The following is a 20,885-nucleotide window of genomic DNA, read 5'->3' on the forward strand; positions in this document are numbered from 1 at the left end:
CTCCGCGGCCCCCGAGCGGCCACCGACCCCGCACCGGGCCGCCGGCGGCCCGTGAAGGGGCACCGGGAGCCGCCGAGGGGCACAGCCGGGCCGGGAGAGACGCCCCGGGAGACGTGCGAAGGCCCCCCGGGGCGTCCCGGGGGCCTTCGCGCGGGCCTCAGCGCTGCCGCAGTTCCGCGGGCGGCGTCCGCGCGGCGTCCATGCCGTCCACCCGCACCAGGCTCCCCCAGACCGCCATCCGGTAGCGCGAGGTGTAGACCGGGGTGCAGGTGGTCAGCGTGATGTACCGGCCGGGGCCGGCGTAGCCGGAGCCCTTCGGCACCGGGGCGACGATGCCGGTGTCGTACTTGGACGTCTCCGGCAGGGTGCTGTCGACCCGGTAGACGTACCACTTGTCGCGGGTCTCGACCACGATCGCGTCGCCCTTGCCGACGGCGTCGAGCTCGTGGAACTTCGCCCCGTGCCCGTCCCGGTGCGCGGCCAGCGCGAAGTTGCCGGACTCGTCCCAGGGCATCGCCGAGCGGTACGGCTGCTCGTACACCCCGGCCACGCCCTCGGCCAGGGTCGCCGTGTCGGTCCCCATCCGGATCATCACCTGGTAGTCCCGGCCCATCGCCGGAACGTGCAGGAAGCCGATCCCGTCACCCGCCGCGTAGGACGGCGCGGTGGCGCCGGTGGCGCCGGTGGCACTGCCGGTGGCACTGCCGGCGGCGGACGGCCCGGCCGACGGGCCGGCGGACGGGGGAGCCGCCGGGGCACCGGCCGCCCAGGACTCGCGCAGCTGGTCCGAGGCCGCCGAGGCGGAACGGTCCGCCAGCACGTCGGTCCACCACAGCGAGTAGGTGACGAACAGGCCGAGCACCAGCCCCAGGGTGATCAGCAGCTCGCCGACGACGCCCAGGACGGCCAGCGCCCAGCCGCCCCGCCCGCGGCGCCGCCGGGGTCCGCCACCGGGCTCCGGCTCGGACGACGGAGCGGCCTCCTCGGCCGCCGGCTCGGTCCCCTGGGTCACGTCTCTCCCTCTGTCGTCGCCCGCCCGCCCGCGGTCAGCCCCCCGTGAGGGCGGCCGGCTTGCCCTGGCTGCGCGGCCTCTCCTCGATCATCTTGCCAAACACGATCAGGCGCGCCTTGGAGCTGAACTCCGGGGTGCACGTGGTGAGCGTGATGTACCGGCCCGGGGCACTGAACCCGGCGCCGTTCGGCACCGGCCTGATCACGCTCACGTTGGACGGCGGTGTCTCCGGGATGCCCCCGGTGACCTGGTAGGTGTAGTAGGCGGTCGCGGTCTCCACCACGATCTTGTCGCCCTTGCCGAGCTGGTTGATCCGGCGGAACGGCTCGCCGTGCGTGTTGCGGTGCGCGGCCAGCGCGAAGTTGCCCGCCTTGTCGGCCGGCATGCCGGTGCCGGAGTAGTGCCCCACCAGGCCCTTGTCGAGCACGGGGGCCTTGGCGGTGCCCTCGGCGATCGGGAACTTCTGGCCGAGCTTCGGCATGTGGATGATCGCGAAGCCCTTGCCGGGCTCGAAGGTCTCCGGTTTGGCCGGGTCCGGCGCAGGCTGTCCCGGCGCCGGTGCGCCCTGGGCCGGGCCCGCGTCGAACTGCTCCTCGAGCCGGTTGCGGGCACCGTCGGCGGCCGCGTCGGCCTGCACATTGGTCCACCAGAGCTGGTACGAGACGAAGAGCAGCATCACCAGGCCGAGGGTGATGCACAGCTCCCCGAGGAACCGGGCGAAGACCACCGCCGCCGGCTCCTTGGCCCGGGGACCGGCCGCGGCCCGGCCGCCCGCCCGGCGCCGGCCGCGCCCCTGCGCGGCGCGGCGGCGCTCGGCCCGGCCGCCCGGGGCGGGGGGCCGCCGTTCACCGGCCACGGCGGCCATGGTGACCGTCTCGGCGGCGGCGAGCACCGTCCCGGTCGCGTCCGGCGCGGACGGGGCCGACAGCACCGGCTCGGCCGGCACCGGCTCGGCGGGCGGCGCCGCCGGCTCGTAGACGCCCCAGCCGTCCTCGGTCCCGGGCTGCGCCGGCCAGGCCCGGTCCGCGCCGGAGCTCGCGTGCCGGCCCGGGCCGTGGTGGACCGGCTCGGCCTGGTACGGGTCGTAGGACTGGTACTGGCCGGGCCGGGGCTGCTGCCCGTACTGCCCGGGCTGGGCCTGCTGCCCGTACTGGGCGTGCTGGGCCTGCTGGTCCTGCTGGCCGTACTGGTCCTGCTGCGCGTACGGGTCCTGCTGCGGGTACGGCCCCGTGCCACCGCCCTGCGGGTACTGCTGCGGGGCCTGCGGGTACGGGACCCCCTGGAGGTGCTGCTGCCCGTACGGGTCGTGCTGCTGCTCGAACGGCCCCCCGGCGCGGTACGCGTCACCGCCCCGCGGGTCCGCCCCCGGCTGGTATCGCCCCTCCGGACGCACCGCGGTCACGCCGCTCAGCCCCGGCCGATCACCGGGGCGAGCCCGGCCGACCGGTCGACGGCCCGTGGGTCACCGCACTCGGCCAGCCAGTTGGCGAGCATCCGGTGACCGCCCTCGGTGAGCACCGACTCCGGATGGAACTGCACGCCCTCCACCGCGAGGTCCCGGTGGCGCAGCCCCATGATGACGCCGCTGCCGGTGCGCGCGGTGACCACCAGTTCGTCCGGCACGGTGGCCGGCTCGACCGCCAGCGAGTGGTACCGGGTCGCGGTGAGCGGTGAGGGCAGGCCCGCGAACACGCCGCCGTCCTCGTGCTCGACCGGCGAGGTCTTGCCGTGCAGCAGCTCCGGCGCCCGGCCGACCACCGCGCCGTAGGCCACCGCGATCGACTGCAGTCCCAGGCAGACGCCGAACACCGGCAGGCCGGCCCGCGCGCAGTGGTGCACCATCTCGATGCAGACGCCGGCCTCCTCCGGGGCGCCCGGGCCGGGGGAGAGCAGCACCCCGTCGAAGCCCCGGTCGCCGTCGCGGCGCACCGCGTGCTCGACGGTCACCTCGTCGTTGCGGACCACCTCGCAGGTGGCGCCGAGCTGGTAGAGGTACTGGACCAGGTTGAAGACGAAGCTGTCGTAGTTGTCGACGACCAGGATGCGGGGCTGGGTCGGCCGGGAGGTCATGGGCGCGCGTTCTCCGAGGGGTGCGGGGACCGGGACGGGACGGGGCGGGTCGTCGGGTCAGCCGACGGCGCCGTCGCCGTTCCCGTCCACTGTGACGTCACCGAAGGGGAGCAGCGGTTCCGCCCACGGGAAGACGTAGGTGAAGAGGAGGTAGACCAGTCCCAGCACGAGGAGCACCGAGATGGCGGCCTTGACCAGGGTGTTCCCCGGCATGTGACGCCAGATCCAGCCGTACATGGTGCTCCCTCGACGTATTGGACTGGGGTCAAGAGTAGACCCGGACCCTGGGAGCGGTCCGGTGCACCGGACCGCTACTGGCCGGTGGCCGAGCGGAGGTCCGCGGTGCCCGAGTAGCCCGGCAGGGCGAGGTCGCCGCTCTCCTGCAGCTTCCAGCCCAGGCCGTAGGCCTGCACGTACTTCTGGTAGGTGCGGATCGAGGGGTCCGTGTCGACGGCGGCGCGCAGTGCGTCGGTCCGCCCGACCGCCCTGACAACGTAGGGCGGGGAGTAGACCCGGCCCTGGAGCAGCAGGGTGTTGCCGACGCAGCGGACGGCGCTGGTGGAGATCAGCCGCTGGTCCATCACCTGGACGCCTTCGGCGCCGCCGCGCCAGAGCGCGTTGACCACGGCCTGGATGTCCTGCTGGTGGATGACCAGGTCGTTGACGTCCGGCTCGCGCACCCCGGGGACGCGCGAGGTCGCGTTGGGCGGGGCGTCGTTGAGGGTGACGGTGAGGCCGGGGCCCTGGAGCGGCTCCAGCGCGGCGGCCTGTTCCAGGGCGGCCAGCCGGGCGGCGTCGGCCGGGCTGCCGCCCTGCTGCTCGGTGAGCCGCTGGGAGCGGTCCTGGAGGTCGGCGAGCTGGGCCTGGGACTGCTGGTTCTGGGCGCTGCGCTGCCGTATCACGTCGGAGAGGCTGAGCAGCGAGTTGTCGGTGCGCAGATCGGTGCCGCGGGCGGTCTGCGCGCTGATGTAGAAGAGCAGTCCGGCGAGTGCGAAGACGGCGCAGGTCAGGGCACGTCCGACAATTCGGGTGCCGGAGGCGCGGGTACGGACGGCCCGAGGGGGAATCGACAAATTAGGCACCGTACCCTTATCTCCTTCGGACCCGCCGAGCCACTACGCTAACGGACGCCGCCACACCACCGTGAACCCCTGCGCGGTCACAGCGCATCGACAGGAGAGCTCCTCGTGCCGAAGTCCCGACTCCGCAAGAAGTCCGACTACACGCCGCCGACCACGGCGACGGTGAAGATCAGTTCGGGCCGCGGCTGGGTTGCCCCCTTGATGCTGGCGCTGTTCCTGATCGGTCTGGTCTGGATCGTCACGTATTACGTGACCAGTGGCAGCTGGCCCGTCGAGAGCTGGCGGAACTGGAACATCCTGGTGGGCTTCGGCTTCATCGCGGCGGGCTTCGGCGTCTCCACCCAGTGGAAATGACGTCCGGGCCCCGGCCCTGAGTTCCTCCACCGCCGCCCCGGTACGGTTGGTCCCCGGGGCGGCTTCGTGGTGCGCCCGGACGGCTGGAGGCAGTTCCGGCGTTCGCGGTTATCCGCCTATCGCGTTTATCCACATGGTTATCCACACTGGGGAAAAGTCCTGCGGGCCTGTGGATAACTCGCGCCGGGGGCGCTTTCCACACCGCCCCGCGCCCTTCCCCGAATGCCGAATACGCACAGCTGGACGCGCGTAGAACAGTCGTCCGCAGCCATCGGCCGGCACCGCCTGTGCACAACCCCGCACCCGCTGTGGACAACCGTGCGGCCGTCGCACCCGCGCGCGTACCGTCCGGCGGGGTCGGATCACCCGCCGTAGGCGGACATCCCGACCAGGAGCATCACCAGCACCAGGCCCGCCACCCCCGCCAGCGTCAGCCACTGCACCGCCGCCCGGCGGGCCCGCGGGGCGTACATCAGGCCGGCCGCGGTCAGCATCCCGGCGACCAGCCCGCCGAGGTGGGCCCGCCAGTCGATGCCCTGCACCGAGAAGGTGACGATCAGGTTGAACACCAGCAGCGCGACGATCGGCCCGAGCGGCGCCCGGACCCGGCGGTACAGCACCACGGTCGCGCCCAGCAGGCCGAAGACCGCACCCGAGGCACCCAGCGACCGCATCGAGTCGCCGGCCACCAGGAACGCGAAGGCGCTGCCGGCCAGCCCGGAGAGCAGGTAGAGCGCGAGGAACCGGATCCGCCCCAGGGCGGCCTCCAACTGCGGGCCGAGCACCCAGAGCACCAGCATGTTGGTGGCGATGTGCCACGGCGCGGTGTGCAGGAAGACGGCGGTCAGCAGCCGGTACCACTGGCCCGGGCCCTCGGCGACGCCGTTGGTGAACGGGTACGCCGGATCGGGGGCGAAGCTGCGCAGTTCGAGGTCGTAGGCCAGCCACGGCGTGAGCACGTAGGCGGCCAGGACGAACACCACCAGGTTGATGCCGATCAACGCCTTGGTGACCAGGGGGTCGCCGCCGGCCGGGCGCCCGCCGAACCGGGTGGTCGCCCGCCGGACCTGCCGGCCGCCCTCCTGGACGCACTCGGGGCAGTGGAAGCCCACCGAGGCGTTCACCATGCACTGCGGGCAGATCGGCCGGCCGCAGCGCGAACAGCCGATGCCGGTCTCCTGCTCGGGGTGCCGGTAGCAGCGGGCCGGCCCCGGGCCGCCCCCGGGCCCCGGAGTCCGGTCGATCGGCGGCCTGGGCTCGTCCGGGAGCATCGGCTATCCCCTTCTGCCACGACTTACTACGACTTACTACGACTTGGTACGACTCGCTACGACGACACGTGCGCGCTCCCGGCGGGGATCCGCCGGACCGCCAGCCTACTGCGGCCCTACCCGCCCCCGACCGGCCCACGCACCCCCGTCACCGCGTCCCCGCTTCCGCACGGCGTCCCGCCCGGCACCCCGCGTACGGCCCACTCCGGCATGCCATCGGACAAATACGGAGGCATGATCAGCATTCAGGTGGATATGTGCATATAGGACGCCACCAGGAGGAGAGACTCTCGTGACCCGTTTGGACTCGGCCCGTGAGACGGCCGGCAACTTCGCGGACAACGCCCGGCAGCAGGCCTCCCAGGCCGCCCACACCGCGCGCGTCCAGTACGACCGGCACATCGCCCCCCAGGTCGGTCACGCCTTCGCCAGCCTGCCACCGGAGGCCCAGCAGAACGCCCTCAAGACGGTGCACCGTGCTCAGGAGAAGGCGCTCGCCGCCCGTCTGTCCGCCGCCCGGGCGGCGGACCAGGCCCGCTCCGCCGTCGTCCCCAGGGTCGCGCAAGCCGTCGAGGAGGCCCGCGCCACCGTCGTCCCGGTGGCGCAGGAGGCCCAGATGCGCGGCGCCGCCGCCCTGACCGCGATGCGCGGCAACGTCACCTCGGCCGAGATCGGCGACCTCGCGGCCCGCAACGCCCGCCGGTCCTGCCGGAGCGGCTGGGCCACCGGCCTGGCCGTGGCCGGCGTGGTCGCGATCGCCAGCGGCCTGGTCGCCTGGCAGTGGTGGCGGCACCGCAGCAACCCGGAGTGGCTGGTCGAACCGCCGACCACCGCCTCCGCCGGTCCGGTCGGCGCGCACGCCTCCGGCACCGGCGGCGGCACCGTGAACGGCTCCTCGGACATCCCGTCCGACGCCGCCGCGGTGGAGGACCGGCCCGACCCGGGCCCGTCGCAGGACCACCCCGGGCCCACCGCGGCTCCCGGCGAAGACCACCCCAAGCCGCACGATCCGCGCAAACCGCACTGAAAGAGCCCGGCGGCCGTCGACCCGAACCCAGGTCGGCGGCCGCCGGGACCATTCGGACCGGAGAAGTCCGCCAAGATCCTCGCCGCGGTCAGGACGTACATCTGCCCGACGTTCTGACCCGGGCGAGCGCGCGCGCAACGGGCCGGGCCCGGCAACGGCGAAGGGTCCGACCAGCGTTCTGCTGGTCGGACCCTTCGCCGTACCGCTGCCCACCCGAGGTGGGCGACTGTGGAGCGTAGGAGACTCGAACTCCTGACATCTGCCTTGCAAAGGCAGCGCTCTACCAACTGAGCTAACGCCCCGGGGCGGCACCATGCGCACCACCGGGCACAAGCGTACCCGGTCCCGGTGCGGATCCGGCGCCCCGTCCCGGCTCGCCGGCCGGGCGGGGCCGGGACCGTCCGGCCGACCCGGTCACCCGACCGGGCCGGCCGGCCCTGGAGGCACCGTCCGGCGCCTCCGAAGACTGTCGATCGTCAGATCGTCCGGGGCCTCAGCGACCGGCCGGGACCGGGTCGGTGGCCTCGGTCCACAGGTCCTGCTCGGCGCGGTCCGCCTGGACCTGACGGTAGACAAAGAAGCCGCCGAGGGCGACCAGGGCGACCAGGAGAAGCTTCTTCACCGCGGGACCTCGTCCTTCTTGCGTTGACGGACTCAGCAGCCGTGCGCCGATCGTTCCGATCGGGCCGACGAGTCCATGGTTTGTTACGAGCACGAACGGGCTGTCGGCTGGCCGGACTGCCCTTGCGGCCGATGATACACACCGGTGTCCCAATCGTGACCAGCCACCGCTGCCTCCAACCGACCCGTCCGGTCGGAGGATTGACGCCACACCTCCTGTCGTACGTTCCGCCCGGCGCAGACCCTCCGCAGGGCCGTCACCGTTCCTGCCCGACCGACCCCGGCACCGGACCGGAAGCCGCTGCGGGAGCCGGTACGGAAGCCACCGGCGGCACCACCACCGCCACTCCGCCCGCGAGGTCCACCCTGGTGCGCGGCGGCGCACCCTCGCCCTCCTCGTCGCGCAGCATCAGACTGCTCTGCCGCTCGTCGAGCTGGTGCTGCTTGCCGGCCGCGAACTGCGCGTGCAGCTGCTCGAAGCCGGTCGCGGATATCTGCCCCTCCCGGCCGGTCCCCCGCCAGGGCACCAGCCGCGACCGGCGCGCCCGCAGGGCCAGCTGGTCGACGAAGGACAGCGCCACCAGCACGCAGACCAGCCCCGGAATGGTCATCGCGAAGACCATCGCCATACGCGCCACCGCCTCGTCCGTCGGAAGCCGCCGGGCAGTCCCGGCCCTGCCCGGTACAACCCCCGGGCGGGGCCCGTGGTTCCGGCTCCGGGCCGGGAAACGCCGAAGGGCCCGGAGCGGTGCTCCGGGCCCTTCGCGGTGGTGGGGCTAACAGGACTTGAACCTGTGGCCTCTTCCTTATCAGGGAAGCGCTCTAACCGTCTGAGCTATAGCCCCTTGCCGCACTGAAAGATTAGCGGACCGATCGCCGATCCCCCAAATCCGATACGCCCGGCCCTCCGCCGGTGCCCTCCGGGACGGGCAGGTCGGAGGCGGTGCCCGAGGTGGCCAGCCATTCGGCGCGGGTGGCGGGCAGCCGGGCCGCGCCGTCCGCGCCGGTGCGGACCGCGAGGATCTGGTTGACCCCGATCCGGTTCTCCTCGAAGGCCAGCGCGGAGGCCGCCATGTAGAGCCGCCAGACCCGGGCCCGGCCCCGGCCGACCAGCCGGACCGCCTCCGTCCAGTGCGCCTCCAGATTGGCCACCCACTCACGCAGGGTCAGCCCGTAGTGCTCGCGGAGCGACTCGACGTCGCGCACCTCGAAGCCCGCCGCCTCCAGTCTGGACACGGTGGCACCGACCGGGGACAGCTCGCCGTCCGGGAAGACGTAGCGGTCGATGAACGGGCTGGGGCGGTACGGCTCGCCGGGGCGGTCCGGCCGGCGGGCGATCTGGTGGTTGAGCAGCCGGCCGCCGGGCACCAGCAGCCGGTACAGGTGCTCGGCGTACACCTGGTACTGGGCCTCGCCGACGTGCTCGGCCATGCCGACGCTGGAGATCGCGTCGAACGGGCCGTCCGGGATCTCCCGGTAGTCCTGGAGCCGGATCTCCACCCGGTCCGCGAGGCCCGCCTCCTCGACCCGCCGGCGGGCCAGCGCCACCTGCTCGGCGGAGATCGAGACCCCGACCGCCGTCACCCCGTAGTGCCGGGCCGCGTGCAGCACCAGCGAGCCCCAGCCGGAGCCGACGTCCAGCAGCCGCATCCCGGGCCGCAGGCCGAGCTTGCGGCAGATGAGGTCCAGTTTGGCCGCCTGGGCCGCCTCCAGACTTCTGGCGGCCGGCTCCCAGTACGCGCAGGAGTAGACCATCGAAGGGCCCAGCACCAGAGCGTAGAAGTCGTTGCCGACGTCGTAGTGGTGGTGGATCGCGGCCCGGTCCCGCCCGCGGCTGTGCGCCCGGCCGCGGGCGTCCGGCGCCTCCTCGGCCGGCGGGGCCGGCTGCGGGCCGACGGCACCGGCCCGCAGCAGGGCGCCCGCGGCGCGGCGGCCCCTGGCCCCCAGCACGTCGCCCGGGCCGAGCCGCATCCGGCGTACCTCGGGGAGTTCGGCGACGTGCGCGACGGCGCGCAGCACCTCGTACAGGTCGCTGCCCGGGGCGACGTCGAGGTCGCCCGCGACGTAGGCACGGGCCAGGCCCAGCTCGTTCGGCCGCCAGAGCAGCCGGCGCAGCGCCCGGCGGTTGCGCAGCACCAGGGTGGGCGCCCCGGGCGGGCCGGCGGCGCTGCCGTCCCAGGTCTGCAGCCGCAGTGGTACCGGGACCCCCAGCAGCCCGTCCAGGGCCTCGACCAGTCGCCTTGCGAGCTCCGCCACCGCGCGCCTCCGTCCTGCCGTGCCTTGTGCGGCCGTGCCGGTCCCGACCGGGGGGTCCGGGTGGGACCGGGAGGGCTGCGGCGGCCGGGAGGGCGGAACGGGCTGACCAAGCTAAGCCCACCACCCACCCGGCCCGTCCGGGCGGCACGCCGCGCTCCGCGGCTGTCACCCGAATGCCGACGGGCCCCACCGGCTGCAACAGCCGGTGGGGCCCGCTGATTCCGCCCCTGGGCGGAAGCGCCCCGTGCGGGGCGGGAACTGAGTCCGGGTCACGCCCGGACGGTCAGTCCTCCTCGGCCAGGGTGAGCTCGATGCCGCCGGTGAAGCCGGCCGCCGCGTTGTAGATGAACGCCGAGAGCGTGGACAGCGCGGTCAGCAGCACCACGTCGACCACGGCGATCAGCGAGGTGAAGGTCATCACCTTGCCGAAGCCCACGTAGTCCATGAGGTTCAGGCCGCCGCCGTTGGTCTCCGAAGCGGTGACGTCCTTCAGCGTCTTGGCGAGCGAGTCGAAGACGCCGAGCGAGTCCAGCGTCATCCACAGCACCGCGGCCGCCACGATGATGATGATCCCGACCGCCAGCGACAGCAGGAAGCTGACCTTCATGACCGACCACGGGTCGGCCTTGGTCACCCGCAGCCGGGCCTTCCTGGTCCGTCCCAGGCCGCCGGAGGCCACCGGCGGAGCGGCCGGACGGCGGGTGCCGCCGGCGGGCGTCCCACCGGGCGGGGTCGGGCCGCCGCCGACCCGGGTGCCCCGGGGCGGGGTCGGCTGCCCCTTGGCATAGGTGGTCGGCTGCGAGAACCCGCTCCCGCCACCCGCCGGTGCACCCGGCGGCGGCGGGACCGGCTGGCCGCCGTACCCCGCGCCGCCCTGGCCCGCACCACCGACCGGGGGCATCAGCGAGGTGGACGAGGCCGGGTGCTCGGCCGGCGGCTGCGGCACCCCGTACGCCCCGCCGCCCTGTGCTGCGCCCGGACGGCCGCCGGTGGCTCCTCCCGCAGCACCCGTGGCTCCACTCACTGGTCCTCCCGCACTTCCCACCAGGACGGCCGCACCGCCCTGCTTCGTCACTCGTCATCCAGCGCCCGGCGGGATTGCCCGGTACTGGTCGCCGGCCGGTACCGGCACGTCGTACACGTATGTACGGACGCGACGGTACCGGCCGACGCGGTACGAGGTCAGGCCTGGGCGGTCTGCTCGCCCGGCGCCGTACCCGTACCCTCGGCCGCTTCGGTGGACCCGGTGGCCTCGATGGCCTCCTCGTCCTCGACCGACTCCTCGTCCTCGGCTTCCGCGTTGCGGGCCATGCCCACGACCGCATCGCGCTTACCCAGGTTGATCAGTTGGACGCCCATGGTGTCACGTCCGGTTTCACGAACCTCGGAAACCCTCGTGCGGATCACCCCACCGGACAGGGTGATCGCCATGATCTCGTCGCTCTCGTCCACGACGAGGGCGCCGACCAGCGTGCCCCGGCCCTCGACGATCTTCGCCGCCTTGGTGCCGTAGCCGCCGCGTCCCTGGACACGGTACTCGTCCACCCCGGTCCGCTTGGCGTAGCCACCGTCGGTCGCGGTGAAGACGTAGGTGTCGGGCCGGACCACGTTCATCGAGAGCAGTTCGTCGTCCTCGCGGAAGGACATGCCCTTGACGCCCGAGGTGGCGCGCCCGGTCGGGCGCAGCGCGTCGTCGGTCGCGGTGAAGCGGATCGACTGCGCCTTCTTGGAGACCAGCAGCAGGTCGTCCGCGGCGGAGACGAGTTCGGCGCCGATCAGCTCGTCGTCGCGGCCCTCGTCGTCCTGGCGCAGGTTGATCGCGATCAGGCCGCCGGAGCGCGGGGAGTCGTAGTCCTTGAGCGGGGACTTCTTCACCAGGCCGGCCCGGGTGGCGAGGACGAGGTAGGGCTTGTCCTCGTAGGTGCGGACGGCCATCACCTGGGCGATGTGCTCGTCCGGCTGGAAGGCCAGCAGGTTGGCCACGTGCTGGCCGCGGGCGTCGCGCCCGGCGTCCGGCAGTTCGTAGCCCTTGGCGCGGTAGACCCGGCCCTTGTTGGTGAAGAACAGGATCCAGTTGTGGGTCGTCGTCACGAAGAAGTGGTCGACGATGTCGTCCTGCTTGAGCTGGGCGCCGCGCACGCCCTTGCCGCCGCGCTTCTGCGAGCGGTAGAGGTCGGAGCGGGTGCGCTTGACGTAGCCGCCGCGGGTGATCGTGACGACGATGTCCTCCTCGGCGATGAGGTCCTCGATCGAGAGGTCGCCGTCGGAGGGGATCAGGGTCGAGCGCCGCTCGTCGCCGTACTTCTCGACGATCGCGGTGAGTTCCTCGGAGATGATCTCGCGCTGGCGGACCGGCGAGGCGAGGATCGCGTTGTACTCGTCGATCTTGCGCTGCAGCTCGTCGTGCTCGTCCATGATCCGCTGCCGCTCCAGGGCGGCCAGCCGGCGCAGCTGCATCTCCAGGATCGCGTTGGCCTGGAGCTCGTCGATCGAGAGCAGCTGCATCAGGCCGCTGCGGGCGGCGTCGGCGCTCGCCGAGGCCCGGATGAGCGCGATGACCTCGTCGATCATGTCCAGGGCGCGGAGCAGCGCGCGCAGGATGTGGGCGCGCTCCTCGGCCTTGCGCAGCCGGAAGGTGGTGCGCCGGACGATGACCTCGACCTGGTGGTTGACCCAGTGCCGGATGAAGGCGTCCAGCGACAGGGTGCGCGGCACGCCGTCGACCAGGGCCAGCATGTTGGCGCCGAAGTTGGTCTGCAGCTCGGTGTGCTTGTACAGGTTGTTCAGCACGACCTTGGCGACGGCGTCGCGCTTGAGCACGACCACCAGTCGGGTGCCGGTGCGGGACGAGGACTCGTCGCGAACGTCCGCGATGCCGGCGACCCGGCCGTCCTTGACCAGGTCGGCGATCTTCAGCGCGAGGTTGTCCGGGTTGACCTGGTACGGCAGCTCGGTGATCACCAGGCACTGGCGGCCCTGGATCTCCTCGACCTCGACCACGGCGCGCATGGTGACCGAGCCGCGGCCGGTGTGGAAGTAGTCGTTGATGCCGCGGTGGCCGACGATCAGCGCGCCGGTGGGGAAGTCGGGGCCCTTGATCCGCTCGATCAGGGCTTCCAGCAGCTCCTCGTTGGAGGCGTCCGGGTGCTCCAGCGCCCAGAGTGCGCCGGAGGCGACCTCGCGGAGGTTGTGCGGCGGGATGTTGGTGGCCATGCCGACGGCGATGCCGGTGGCGCCGTTGACCAGCAGGTTGGGGATGCGCGCGGGCAGGACGGTCGGCTCCTGCGAGCGGCCGTCGTAGTTGGCGGCGAAGTCGACGGTGTCCTCGTCGATGTCGCGCATCATCTCCATGGCCAGCGGCGCCATCTTGCACTCGGTGTAGCGCATGGCCGCGGCCGGGTCGTTGCCCGGCGAGCCGAAGTTGCCGTTGCCGTCGACCAGCGGCATCCGCAGCGACCACGGCTGGGCCAGCCGGACCACGGTGTCGTAGATCGAGGTGTCACCGTGCGGGTGGTAGTTGCCCATCACGTCGCCGACGACGCGGGCGCACTTGTAGTAGCCCTTCTCGGGGCGGTAGCCCCCGTCGTACATCGCGTACAGCACCCGGCGGTGGACCGGCTTGAGGCCGTCGCGCACCTCGGGCAGTGCCCGGCTGACGATGACGCTCATGGCGTAGTCGAGGTACGAGCGCTGCATCTCGGTCTCGAGCTCGACCGGCTCGATGCGCATGGTCGCCGTGGTGGCGACCTCGGGGGTCTCGGGCTGCTCGCCGTCGGGACGGTTGTCGTCGACCACTGGTGGTCAGTTTCCTTTCACGCGGACTGGTACGTGCGGGGCCTGCGGGCAGGCGTCACACGTCCAGGAAGCGGACGTCCTTGGCGTTGCGCTGGATGAAGGAGCGGCGGGCCTCGACGTCCTCGCCCATCAGGACCGAGAACAGTTCGTCGGCGCGGGCGGCGTCCTCCAGGGTGACCTGGAGGAGGAGGCGGTGCTCGGCGTCCATGGTGGTGATGCGGAGCTCCTCGGCGTTCATCTCGCCGAGACCCTTGAACCGCTGGATCGCGTCGTCCTTGGGCAGCCGGCGCCCGGCCTCGACGCCCGCCGCGATCACGGCGTCGCGCTCGCGGTCGGAGTAGGCGTACTCGAAGTCCTCCTTGCCCCACTTGATCTTGTACAGCGGCGGCATCGCGAGGTACACGTAGCCCGACTCGACCAGCGGCCGCATGAAGCGGAACAGCAGGGTCAGCAGCAGGGTGCGGATGTGCTGTCCGTCGACGTCGGCGTCGGCCATCAGCACGATCTTGTGGTAGCGCAGCTTGGACTCGTCGTAGTCCTCCTGGATGCCGCAGCCGAAGGCCGAGATCAGGGCCTGGACCTCGGTGTTCTGCAGCACCTTGTCGATCCGGGCCTTCTCGACGTTCAGGATCTTGCCGCGGATCGGGAGGATGGCCTGGGTGCGCGGGTCGCGGCCCTGCTTGGCCGAGCCGCCGGCGGAGTCACCCTCGACGATGAAGATCTCGCACTCGGCCGGGTCCTTGGACTGGCAGTCGCTGAGCTTGCCGGGCAGCGAGGCGGACTCCAGCAGGCCCTTGCGACGGGTGAGGTCGCGGGCCTTGCGGGCGGCCATCCGGGCGGTGGCGGCCTGGATGGACTTGCGGATGATGTCCGCGGCCTCGTTGGGGTTGCGGTCCAGCCAGTCGTTCAGCTGCTCGTGGACGACCCGCTGGACGAAGGTCTTCGCCTCGGTGTTGCCGAGCTTGTCCTTGGTCTGGCCCTCGAACTGCGGCTCGCCGAGCTTGACCGAGATGATCGCGGTCAGGCCCTCGCGGATGTCCTCGCCGGAGAGGTTGTCGTCCTTCTCCCGGAGCAGCTTCTTGTCGCGGGCGTAGCGGTTGACCAGGCCGGTCAGCGCGGAGCGGAAGCCCTCCTCGTGGGTGCCGCCGCCGTGGGTGTGGATCGTGTTGGCGAAGGAGTAGACCCCCTCGGTGTACGAGGTGTTCCACTGCATGGCGATCTCGACCGAGATCGCCTTGTCCTTGTCCTCCGCCTCGAAGTCGATCACCGTGGGGTGGATCACGTCGCCCTTGCGGGAGTTGAGGTGGGCGACGAAGTCGGCGATGCCGCCGTCGTACTTGTACGTGACGGAGAGCGGCTTGCCCTGCTCGTCGACGTGCTCGGGGCGCTCGTCGGTCAGGGCGATGGTCAGGCCCTTGTTGAGGAACGCCATCTCCTGGAAGCGCCGGGAGAGCGTCTCGAAGGAGTAGACCGTGGTCTCGAAGATGTCCGGGTCGGCCCAGAAGGTGACGCTGGTGCCGGTCAGCTCGGTGGCCTCGTGCTGCGCCAGCGGGGCGGTCGGCGCGCCGACCTTGTACTCCTGCGTCCAGCGGTGGCCGTCGGTGTGGATCTCCACGGCCAGGCGCGTGGAGAGCGCGTTCACCACCGAGACGCCGACGCCGTGCAGACCGCCGGAGACCGCGTAGCCGCCGTTGCCGAACTTGCCGCCCGCGTGCAGGACCGTCAGCACGACCTCGACGGCGGGCTTGCCCTGGCCCGGCATGATGCCGACCGGGATGCCTCGGCCGTTGTCGACCACGCGGACGCCGCCGTCGGCCAGGAGCGACACGTTGATGGTGTCCGCGTGCCCGGCCATCGCCTCGTCGACGGAGTTGTCCACGATCTCCTGCACCAGGTGGTGCAGTCCGCGCTCACCGGTGGAACCGATGTACATGCCGGGGCGCTTGCGGACGGCGTCGAGGCCCTCCAGCACCTGGATGGCGCTGGCGTCGTACGACCTCCCGGCCGGGTCGGTCTGGTCTGGGATCTGGCTGGGGTTGCCGGAATCGGCCACGAAGCGCCCTCTCTGGCACAGCACGGGCCGCATCCCCGCTCCCCTACGGGCGGGCGTGCGACCACGGCGTTTCGACTCGGTTGCCACTAGCAACAGTGTTTGCTCTTCAGTCTACCGGTACGACTGACATCGATGGGCGTTTGGCAGCCTCTGAGGGCAGAGATGCCGCCCTGAATCCCCTCGGGACATGTCCCGATACTCGCCTGGGGGGCCCAGGGCGCCTGGAAGGGCCGTCAGGGGTTCCGGAGGATTACGGTCCGCTCCCTCCCGGCACCCTCCGGGGTCACCCCCAGGTGTCACCCGGCCCCTTGCTGCCGGGAGCGCGCAGCCGGCCGTAGCCGCGCACCGGGGCGGCCGGGCCGAGCACCTTGATGGTCCGCACCGTGCCGTGGCCCAGCTCGTGGTTCAGACGTGCCACCAACTGCCTTGCCAACCAGCGCAGTTGGGTCGCCCAGGCGGTGGAGTCGCACTGCACGGTGAGCACCGCCGCCGCGTCGTCGTAGGCGGTCGGGGTGCAGTGCGCGGCGATGTCGGGCCCGACGATCTGCGGCCAACGGCCCATCACCCCGCCGACCGCCGCCGAGGACTCCCAGCCGCGTTCGGTCAGCAGCCGGGTGAGCGCCGCTCCCAGCGGCACCGGGTCACGGCCGTCCGAGCGGGCCCCGCTGCGCAGACCGGTCCGCTTCGCCTCGCGCTTCTCGCGGACCTGCTCACCGCGCTGGCGGGCCTGCGCCCGGGCCGCCCGCAGTGCCGAACGGGCCAGATCGGCACCGGTCGGCTCGGGGTGCTCCGCCGACTCGCTCACGGCGATCTCCTTATCCCCACCCTGTGGACAACGGTGAGCCGTCCAGCGTACGGGAGCCGACCGGGCCCGGGCGGCGCGGGTGGGTGTCGTACGAGGGTGCCCGGGGCCGCCCCGGCACCTCGCGGCGGGGCGGGGGAGACCCGCCGCGGGCTGCGTGCGGAAAACGGCGGGATCAGGCGGTGACGCGCTGGACCGCGCCGTCGGCGACCGTGAACCGGGCCCCTGCCAGCGCCTTCGGCACGTCCTCGGCCACCGCCGCGGTGACCAGCACCTGCTCGCCGCCGGCCACCAGCTCGGCCAGCCGGTCCCGGCGGGCGGCGTCCAGCTCCGCGAAGACGTCGTCCAGGATCAGCACCGGCTCTCCCCCGTCCGAGCGCAGCAGTTCGTACGAGGCCAGCCGCAGCGCCAGCGCGAACGACCAGGACTCGCCGTGACTGGCGTAGCCCTTGGCCGGCAGCGGACCGAGCTTGAGCACCAGTTCGTCCCGGTGCGGGCCGACCAGGGTGATCCCCCGGTCGACCTCCTGCTTGTGGACCGTCCGCAGCGCCTGGAGCAACTGCTCCTCGGCCTCCTCACGGCTGGTCGGCAGCTCGCCCTCGAAGGAGCTGCGGTACTCCAGCGCGGTGTCGCCGCCCGCCGGCGCGAGCTGCCCGTAGGCGGCCGAGACCAGCGGTTGGAGGGAGGCCACCAGCTGCAGGCGGAAGGCCGTGAGCTCGGCTCCGGCGCGGGCCAGATGGCCGTCCCACACCTCCAGGGTGGAGAGGTCGGCGCCCTTGCCGCCACCGGCCCTGCGGGCCATCGCGGCGGTCTTCAGCAGGGCGTTGCGCTGCTTGAGCACCCGCTCGTAGTCCTGCCGGACCCCGGCCAGCCGGGGGGCGCGGGCGGTCAGCAGCTCGTCCAGGAAGCGCCGGCGCTCCCCCGGGTCGCCCTTGACCAGGGCGAGGTCCTCGGGGGCGAACAGCACGGTGCGCAGCAGGCCCAGCACATCGCGCGGGCGGACGTTGTCGGAGCGGTTGATCCGGGCCCGGTTGGCCTTGCCCGGAGTGATCTCCAGCTCGATCAGGGTGGAGCGCCCCCGGTCGACCACCGAGGTGCGGACCACGGCGCTCTCGGCGCCCAGCCGGATCAGCGGGGCGTCGGTGGCGACCCGGTGGCTGCCCAGGGTGGCGACGTAGCCGACCGCCTCGACCAGATTGGTCTTGCCCTGGCCGTTGGGGCCGACGAACGCCGTCACGCCCGGGTCGAGGGGGACCTCGGCCCGGGCGTAGGAGCGGAAGTCGGCGAGCGACAGGTGCGCGACGTGCATGGCGGTGGACTGCGCTCGCCTTCTGTGGAGGAGCTTCGGGACTACTTCGACTCGACCGCGTGGCCGCCGAACTGGTTGCGCAGCGCGGCGATCATCTTCATCTGCGGGGAGTCGTCCTGGCGGGAGGCGAAGCGCGCGAACAGCGAGGCGGTGATCGCCGGCAGCGGCACGGCGTGGTCGATCGCGGCCTCGACGGTCCAGCGGCCCTCGCCGGAGTCGGCGGCCCAGCCCTTGAGCTTGGCCAGGTGCTCGTCGTCGTCCAGGGCGCGGACGGCCAGGTCGAGCAGCCAGGAGCGGATCACGGTGCCCTCCTGCCAGCTGCGGAAGACCTCGCGGACGTCGGTGACCTCGGGCGCGGCCTCCAGCAGCTCCCAGCCCTCGGCGAAGGCCTGCATCATCGCGTACTCGATGCCGTTGTGGACCATCTTGGCGAAGTGCCCGGCGCCGACCGCGCCCGCGTGCACCGAGCCGAAGTCGCCCTCGGGCTTGAGCGCGTCGAAGACCGGCTCGGCCAGGGCGACGTGCGCGGCGTCGCCGCCGTACATCAGCGCGTAGCCGTTCTCCAGGCCCCAGACACCGCCGGACACGCCGCAGTCGACGAAGCCGATGCCCTTGGCGGCCAGCGCCTCGGCGTGCTTGATGTCGTCGGTCCAGCGGGAGTTCCCGCCGTCGACGACCACGTCACCGGGGGACAGCAGCTCGGCCAGCTCGTCCACGGTGGCCTGGGTGGCGGCGCCCGCCGGGACCATGACCCAGACGACGCGCGGGCCCTGCAGCTTGGAGACCAGCTCCTGGAGGCTCTCGACGTCGGAGATGTCGGGGTTGCGGTCGAAGCCGATGACGGTGTGGCCGGCGCGGCGGATCCGCTCGCGCATGTTGCCGCCCATCTTGCCGAGACCGATGAGGCCGAGCTCCATAGCCAAATCCTTACCTGTGGTGACGTCTCTGCGGGCGGCGCCGTTGCCGCGCTTCCTTGAGCCTACGTGCTGGAGCGCGAGCGCCTCCCCGCGATCGGGGCCGACCGGGGGAGGCTTCCACAGGTTTGTTCACAGGGCTGTGGGCGAACGGCCCGGCTGAGCGGAACCCGGCCGGAATGCGACCGGGACGCGACCGGAGCCCGGCCGGAGCGCGGACCCGGCCGGAGCGTCCGGCCGGGTGTGCCGGGCTCAGCCGGAGAGGCGGACCGGCATGATCAGGTACTGGTACGCCTCGTCGGCCTCGGCGTCCACCGCGGCCTTGCCGCTGAGCAGCGCGGGCTTGGTCGGGGTGGTGAAGCTCAGCTGGGCGTAGGGGGAGTCGATGGCCTTGAGGCCCTCCTCCAGGTAGCCCGGGTTGAAGGCGATCGAGATGGCGTCGCCCTCCAGGGAGGCGTCGATCCGCTCGGTGGCCTGGGCGTCGTCGCCGGAGCCGGCCTCCAGGGTGAGCACGCCCTCCTCGAAGTTCAGCCGGACCGGGGTGTTGCGCTCGGCCACCAGGGAGACGCGCTTGAGCGCCTCCAGGAAGGGCTGGGTCTGGATCGCGGCGATCGCGTTGAACTCGGTCGGGAAGAGGCTGCGGTACTTGGGGAACTCGCCCTCCAGCAGCCGGGTGGTGGTCCGCCGGCCGGCTCCCTCGAAGCCGATCAGGCCCTCGCCCGCGCCGCCCGAGGAGAGCGCGATGGAGACGCTGTCGCCGCTGCCCAGGGACTTGGCGATGTCCTGCAGGGTCTTGGCCGGGACCAGCGCGACCGCCGAGATGTCGGACTGCTCGGGCTTCCACATCAGCTCGCGGACGGCGAAGCGGTAGCGGTCGGTGGCGGCCAGGGTGATCCGGTCGCCCTCGATCTCGACCCGGACGCCGGTGAGCACCGGCAGGGTGTCGTCGCGGCCGGCGGCCACGGCGGCCTGGCTGACCGCGGAGGCGAAGACGTCGCCCGGGACGGTGCCGGTCGCGGTCGGCATCGCCGGCAGGGCCGGGTACTCGTCCACCGGGAGGGTCGGCAGGGTGAACCGGGAGCTGCCGCAGACCACGACGACCCGCTGGCCGTCGGTCGAGATCTCCACCGGCCGGTTGGGCAGGTTGCGCGAGATGTCGTTGAGCAGCCGGCCGGAGACCAGCACGGTGCCGGGCTCCTCGATGTCGGCCTCCAGACCGACCCGGGCCGAGACCTCGTAGTCGAAGCCGGACAGGGCCAGGCTGCCGTCCTGGGCCGTCAGCAGCAGGCCTGCCAGCACCGGCACCGGCGGCCGTGCCGGGAGGCTGCGAGCAGCCCAGGCCACCGCCTCCGCGAGGACGTCACGCTCCACCCGGAACTTCACCGGTAACCGCCTCCTGGATCGAGCGCTCCCGCTCGCACGTCTGGTTCTTCTGATCTTGGTCTTCGGTGCGGCTGTCCGCCGAGCTCCGCTGCTCCGCTTCCAGTCGCCGAGGACAGTCTGACGTACTCCACCGACAGACGGGGCAGACGGGCGGAAGCAACTCGAACGGATGTCGGGGAGCGGTTGTCCACAGATTTCGGGCCCACCTGCTTTTAAGCAAGTCGATGGGTCTATAGGTGTAGTGGTAGTAGTAGGGCCTGTGGAAACCGTGGATAACCCTGTTTTAGCAGGTCAGACCCGGTTTTTTGTCCACAGGACATGTGGATGGCGGCTGTGGACGAACACGGCCCCCTGTGGACGGCGCAGCGTTACCCACAGGGCACGCTGAGTATCCACAGGTTATCCCCAGCTCTGTCCCCAGATCCGGGCCCGGTTATCCACGGGCCCCGGTCAACTTTTCGTGACGCCTTTCACACCTGAGAGTGAACGCCCGCAGAAGGTTGTCGAACTGTGGACGGAGCTGTGGACAACCTGTGGACAACCCCCTTCCCCCTGGGGACAGCCGGTGGACAACCCGGATGGCCCAGTGACGGGCCGACAGTTGTCCACAGCCTGTGGATAACGGTTGTGCACAAGTCCACAGGCACCTGACCTGCGCGGAAGAGCGTAGCGGCGGCCGCCCTGTGGAGGAATTCTGGATAACTTCCGGCCACCCGGCCTGTGGACAGCGGAGAACCGGTCCGGCCTGTGGATTTCGGCCTCGCGCACCCTGGGCGTTCGAATCCCTGGTCAGATGTTCGGCGCGGGCTGTGGACTGGCGGAGCGTCCGTCACCCGGATCCCTGCCCCGCGGGCCGGCGCCGCACACCTCCGGATATGCCGAAAGGGCGTCAGGATCGCTCCTGACGCCCTTTCCGGCCACTCGGCACCCCGGCCC

At 72.1% G+C, this 20,885-nt stretch carries 18 protein-coding genes and 2 tRNA genes; 2 read left to right on the forward strand and 18 right to left on the reverse strand.

Features of this window, described 5'->3' with window-relative positions; genetic code table 11:
• Positions 1–157: 157 nt before the first annotated feature.
• The 5 genes from SM793_RS13910 to SM793_RS13930 all read right to left on the reverse strand — a co-directional run bounded on the left by SM793_RS13910 (position 158) and on the right by SM793_RS13930 (position 4,149).
• Positions 158–1,012 carry a class E sortase gene (locus SM793_RS13910; protein WP_413815951.1) on the reverse strand — a complete coding sequence of 285 codons (855 nt, stop codon included), beginning with the start codon at positions 1,010–1,012 and terminating at the stop codon, positions 158–160.
• Between the two features lie 34 nt (positions 1,013–1,046).
• Complete coding sequence (locus SM793_RS13915) at positions 1,047–2,414, reverse strand: class E sortase (RefSeq protein ID WP_320438473.1); 1,368 nt, start codon at positions 2,412–2,414, stop codon at positions 1,047–1,049.
• 5 nt (positions 2,415–2,419) lie between these two features.
• Positions 2,420–3,082 carry an aminodeoxychorismate/anthranilate synthase component II gene (locus tag SM793_RS13920; RefSeq protein ID WP_266270606.1) on the reverse strand — a complete coding sequence of 221 codons (663 nt, stop codon included), beginning with the start codon at positions 3,080–3,082 and terminating at the stop codon, positions 2,420–2,422.
• A 57-nt stretch (positions 3,083–3,139) separates the two neighbouring features.
• The gene (locus tag SM793_RS13925; RefSeq protein ID WP_320438474.1) at positions 3,140–3,319 is read right to left on the reverse strand and encodes a hypothetical protein; all 180 of its coding nucleotides are present in this window, start codon (positions 3,317–3,319) and stop codon (positions 3,140–3,142) included.
• Positions 3,320–3,393: 74 nt separating this feature from the next.
• Complete coding sequence (locus SM793_RS13930) at positions 3,394–4,149, reverse strand: DUF881 domain-containing protein (protein ID WP_320438508.1); 756 nt, start codon at positions 4,147–4,149, stop codon at positions 3,394–3,396.
• A gap of 120 nt (positions 4,150–4,269) precedes the next feature.
• On the opposite strand from SM793_RS13930, the gene crgA reads away from it, so the two are divergent.
• Positions 4,270–4,518 (forward strand): cell division protein CrgA, encoded by a 249-nt coding sequence (gene crgA, locus SM793_RS13935; RefSeq protein WP_030392407.1) that lies wholly within the window; start codon positions 4,270–4,272, stop codon positions 4,516–4,518.
• A 362-nt stretch (positions 4,519–4,880) separates the two neighbouring features.
• Here crgA and SM793_RS13940 read toward each other — a convergent pair whose 3' ends face one another.
• Positions 4,881–5,789, reverse strand: a complete 909-nt coding sequence (locus SM793_RS13940) for a rhomboid family intramembrane serine protease (RefSeq protein ID WP_320438475.1) — start codon at positions 5,787–5,789, stop codon at positions 4,881–4,883.
• Between the two features lie 292 nt (positions 5,790–6,081).
• On the opposite strand from SM793_RS13940, the gene SM793_RS13945 reads away from it, so the two are divergent.
• Positions 6,082–6,816 (forward strand): DUF5324 family protein, encoded by a 735-nt coding sequence (locus SM793_RS13945; RefSeq protein WP_320438476.1) that lies wholly within the window; start codon positions 6,082–6,084, stop codon positions 6,814–6,816.
• 229 nt (positions 6,817–7,045) lie between these two features.
• Here SM793_RS13945 and SM793_RS13950 read toward each other — a convergent pair.
• The 12 genes from SM793_RS13950 to dnaN form a co-directional block, all read right to left on the reverse strand.
• A tRNA-Ala gene (locus SM793_RS13950) sits at positions 7,046–7,118 on the reverse strand.
• A 191-nt stretch (positions 7,119–7,309) separates the two neighbouring features.
• Positions 7,310–7,438 carry a DLW-39 family protein gene (locus tag SM793_RS13955; RefSeq protein WP_014137031.1) on the reverse strand — a complete coding sequence of 43 codons (129 nt, stop codon included), beginning with the start codon at positions 7,436–7,438 and terminating at the stop codon, positions 7,310–7,312.
• Between the two features lie 256 nt (positions 7,439–7,694).
• A complete protein-coding gene (locus SM793_RS13960) occupies positions 7,695–8,048 on the reverse strand; it encodes a DUF6191 domain-containing protein (RefSeq protein ID WP_320438477.1) in 354 nt (117 codons plus the stop codon).
• A 157-nt stretch (positions 8,049–8,205) separates the two neighbouring features.
• Positions 8,206–8,282, reverse strand: a tRNA-Ile gene (locus SM793_RS13965).
• 16 nt (positions 8,283–8,298) lie between these two features.
• The gene (locus SM793_RS13970; RefSeq protein WP_320438478.1) at positions 8,299–9,693 is read right to left on the reverse strand and encodes a cyclopropane-fatty-acyl-phospholipid synthase family protein; all 1,395 of its coding nucleotides are present in this window, start codon (positions 9,691–9,693) and stop codon (positions 8,299–8,301) included.
• 283 nt (positions 9,694–9,976) lie between these two features.
• Positions 9,977–10,717, reverse strand: a complete 741-nt coding sequence (locus SM793_RS13975; protein WP_320438479.1) for a DUF3566 domain-containing protein — start codon at positions 10,715–10,717, stop codon at positions 9,977–9,979.
• A 158-nt stretch (positions 10,718–10,875) separates the two neighbouring features.
• Positions 10,876–13,422 carry a DNA gyrase subunit A gene (gene gyrA, locus SM793_RS13980; protein WP_320438509.1) on the reverse strand — a complete coding sequence of 849 codons (2,547 nt, stop codon included), beginning with the start codon at positions 13,420–13,422 and terminating at the stop codon, positions 10,876–10,878.
• A 121-nt stretch (positions 13,423–13,543) separates the two neighbouring features.
• A complete protein-coding gene (gene gyrB / locus SM793_RS13985; protein WP_320438480.1) occupies positions 13,544–15,565 on the reverse strand; it encodes a DNA topoisomerase (ATP-hydrolyzing) subunit B in 2,022 nt (673 codons plus the stop codon).
• 259 nt (positions 15,566–15,824) lie between these two features.
• Positions 15,825–16,346 carry a DUF721 domain-containing protein gene (locus SM793_RS13990; RefSeq protein ID WP_320438481.1) on the reverse strand — a complete coding sequence of 174 codons (522 nt, stop codon included), beginning with the start codon at positions 16,344–16,346 and terminating at the stop codon, positions 15,825–15,827.
• Between the two features lie 172 nt (positions 16,347–16,518).
• On the reverse strand, positions 16,519–17,652 hold the full coding sequence (gene recF, locus SM793_RS13995; RefSeq protein ID WP_320438482.1) for a DNA replication/repair protein RecF: 1,134 nt from the start codon (positions 17,650–17,652) through the stop codon (positions 16,519–16,521).
• A gap of 41 nt (positions 17,653–17,693) precedes the next feature.
• Positions 17,694–18,569, reverse strand: coding sequence for a phosphogluconate dehydrogenase (NAD(+)-dependent, decarboxylating) (gnd, locus tag SM793_RS14000; protein WP_320438483.1), 876 nt, complete (start codon positions 18,567–18,569; stop codon positions 17,694–17,696).
• 249 nt (positions 18,570–18,818) lie between these two features.
• On the reverse strand, positions 18,819–19,949 hold the full coding sequence (gene dnaN / locus SM793_RS14005) for a DNA polymerase III subunit beta (RefSeq protein ID WP_320438484.1): 1,131 nt from the start codon (positions 19,947–19,949) through the stop codon (positions 18,819–18,821).
• Positions 19,950–20,885 lie beyond the last annotated feature (936 nt).

This window comes from Kitasatospora purpeofusca, from assembly GCF_034043715.1.
In the GTDB taxonomy this organism is placed as follows: domain Bacteria; phylum Actinomycetota; class Actinomycetes; order Streptomycetales; family Streptomycetaceae; genus Kitasatospora; species Kitasatospora purpeofusca_A.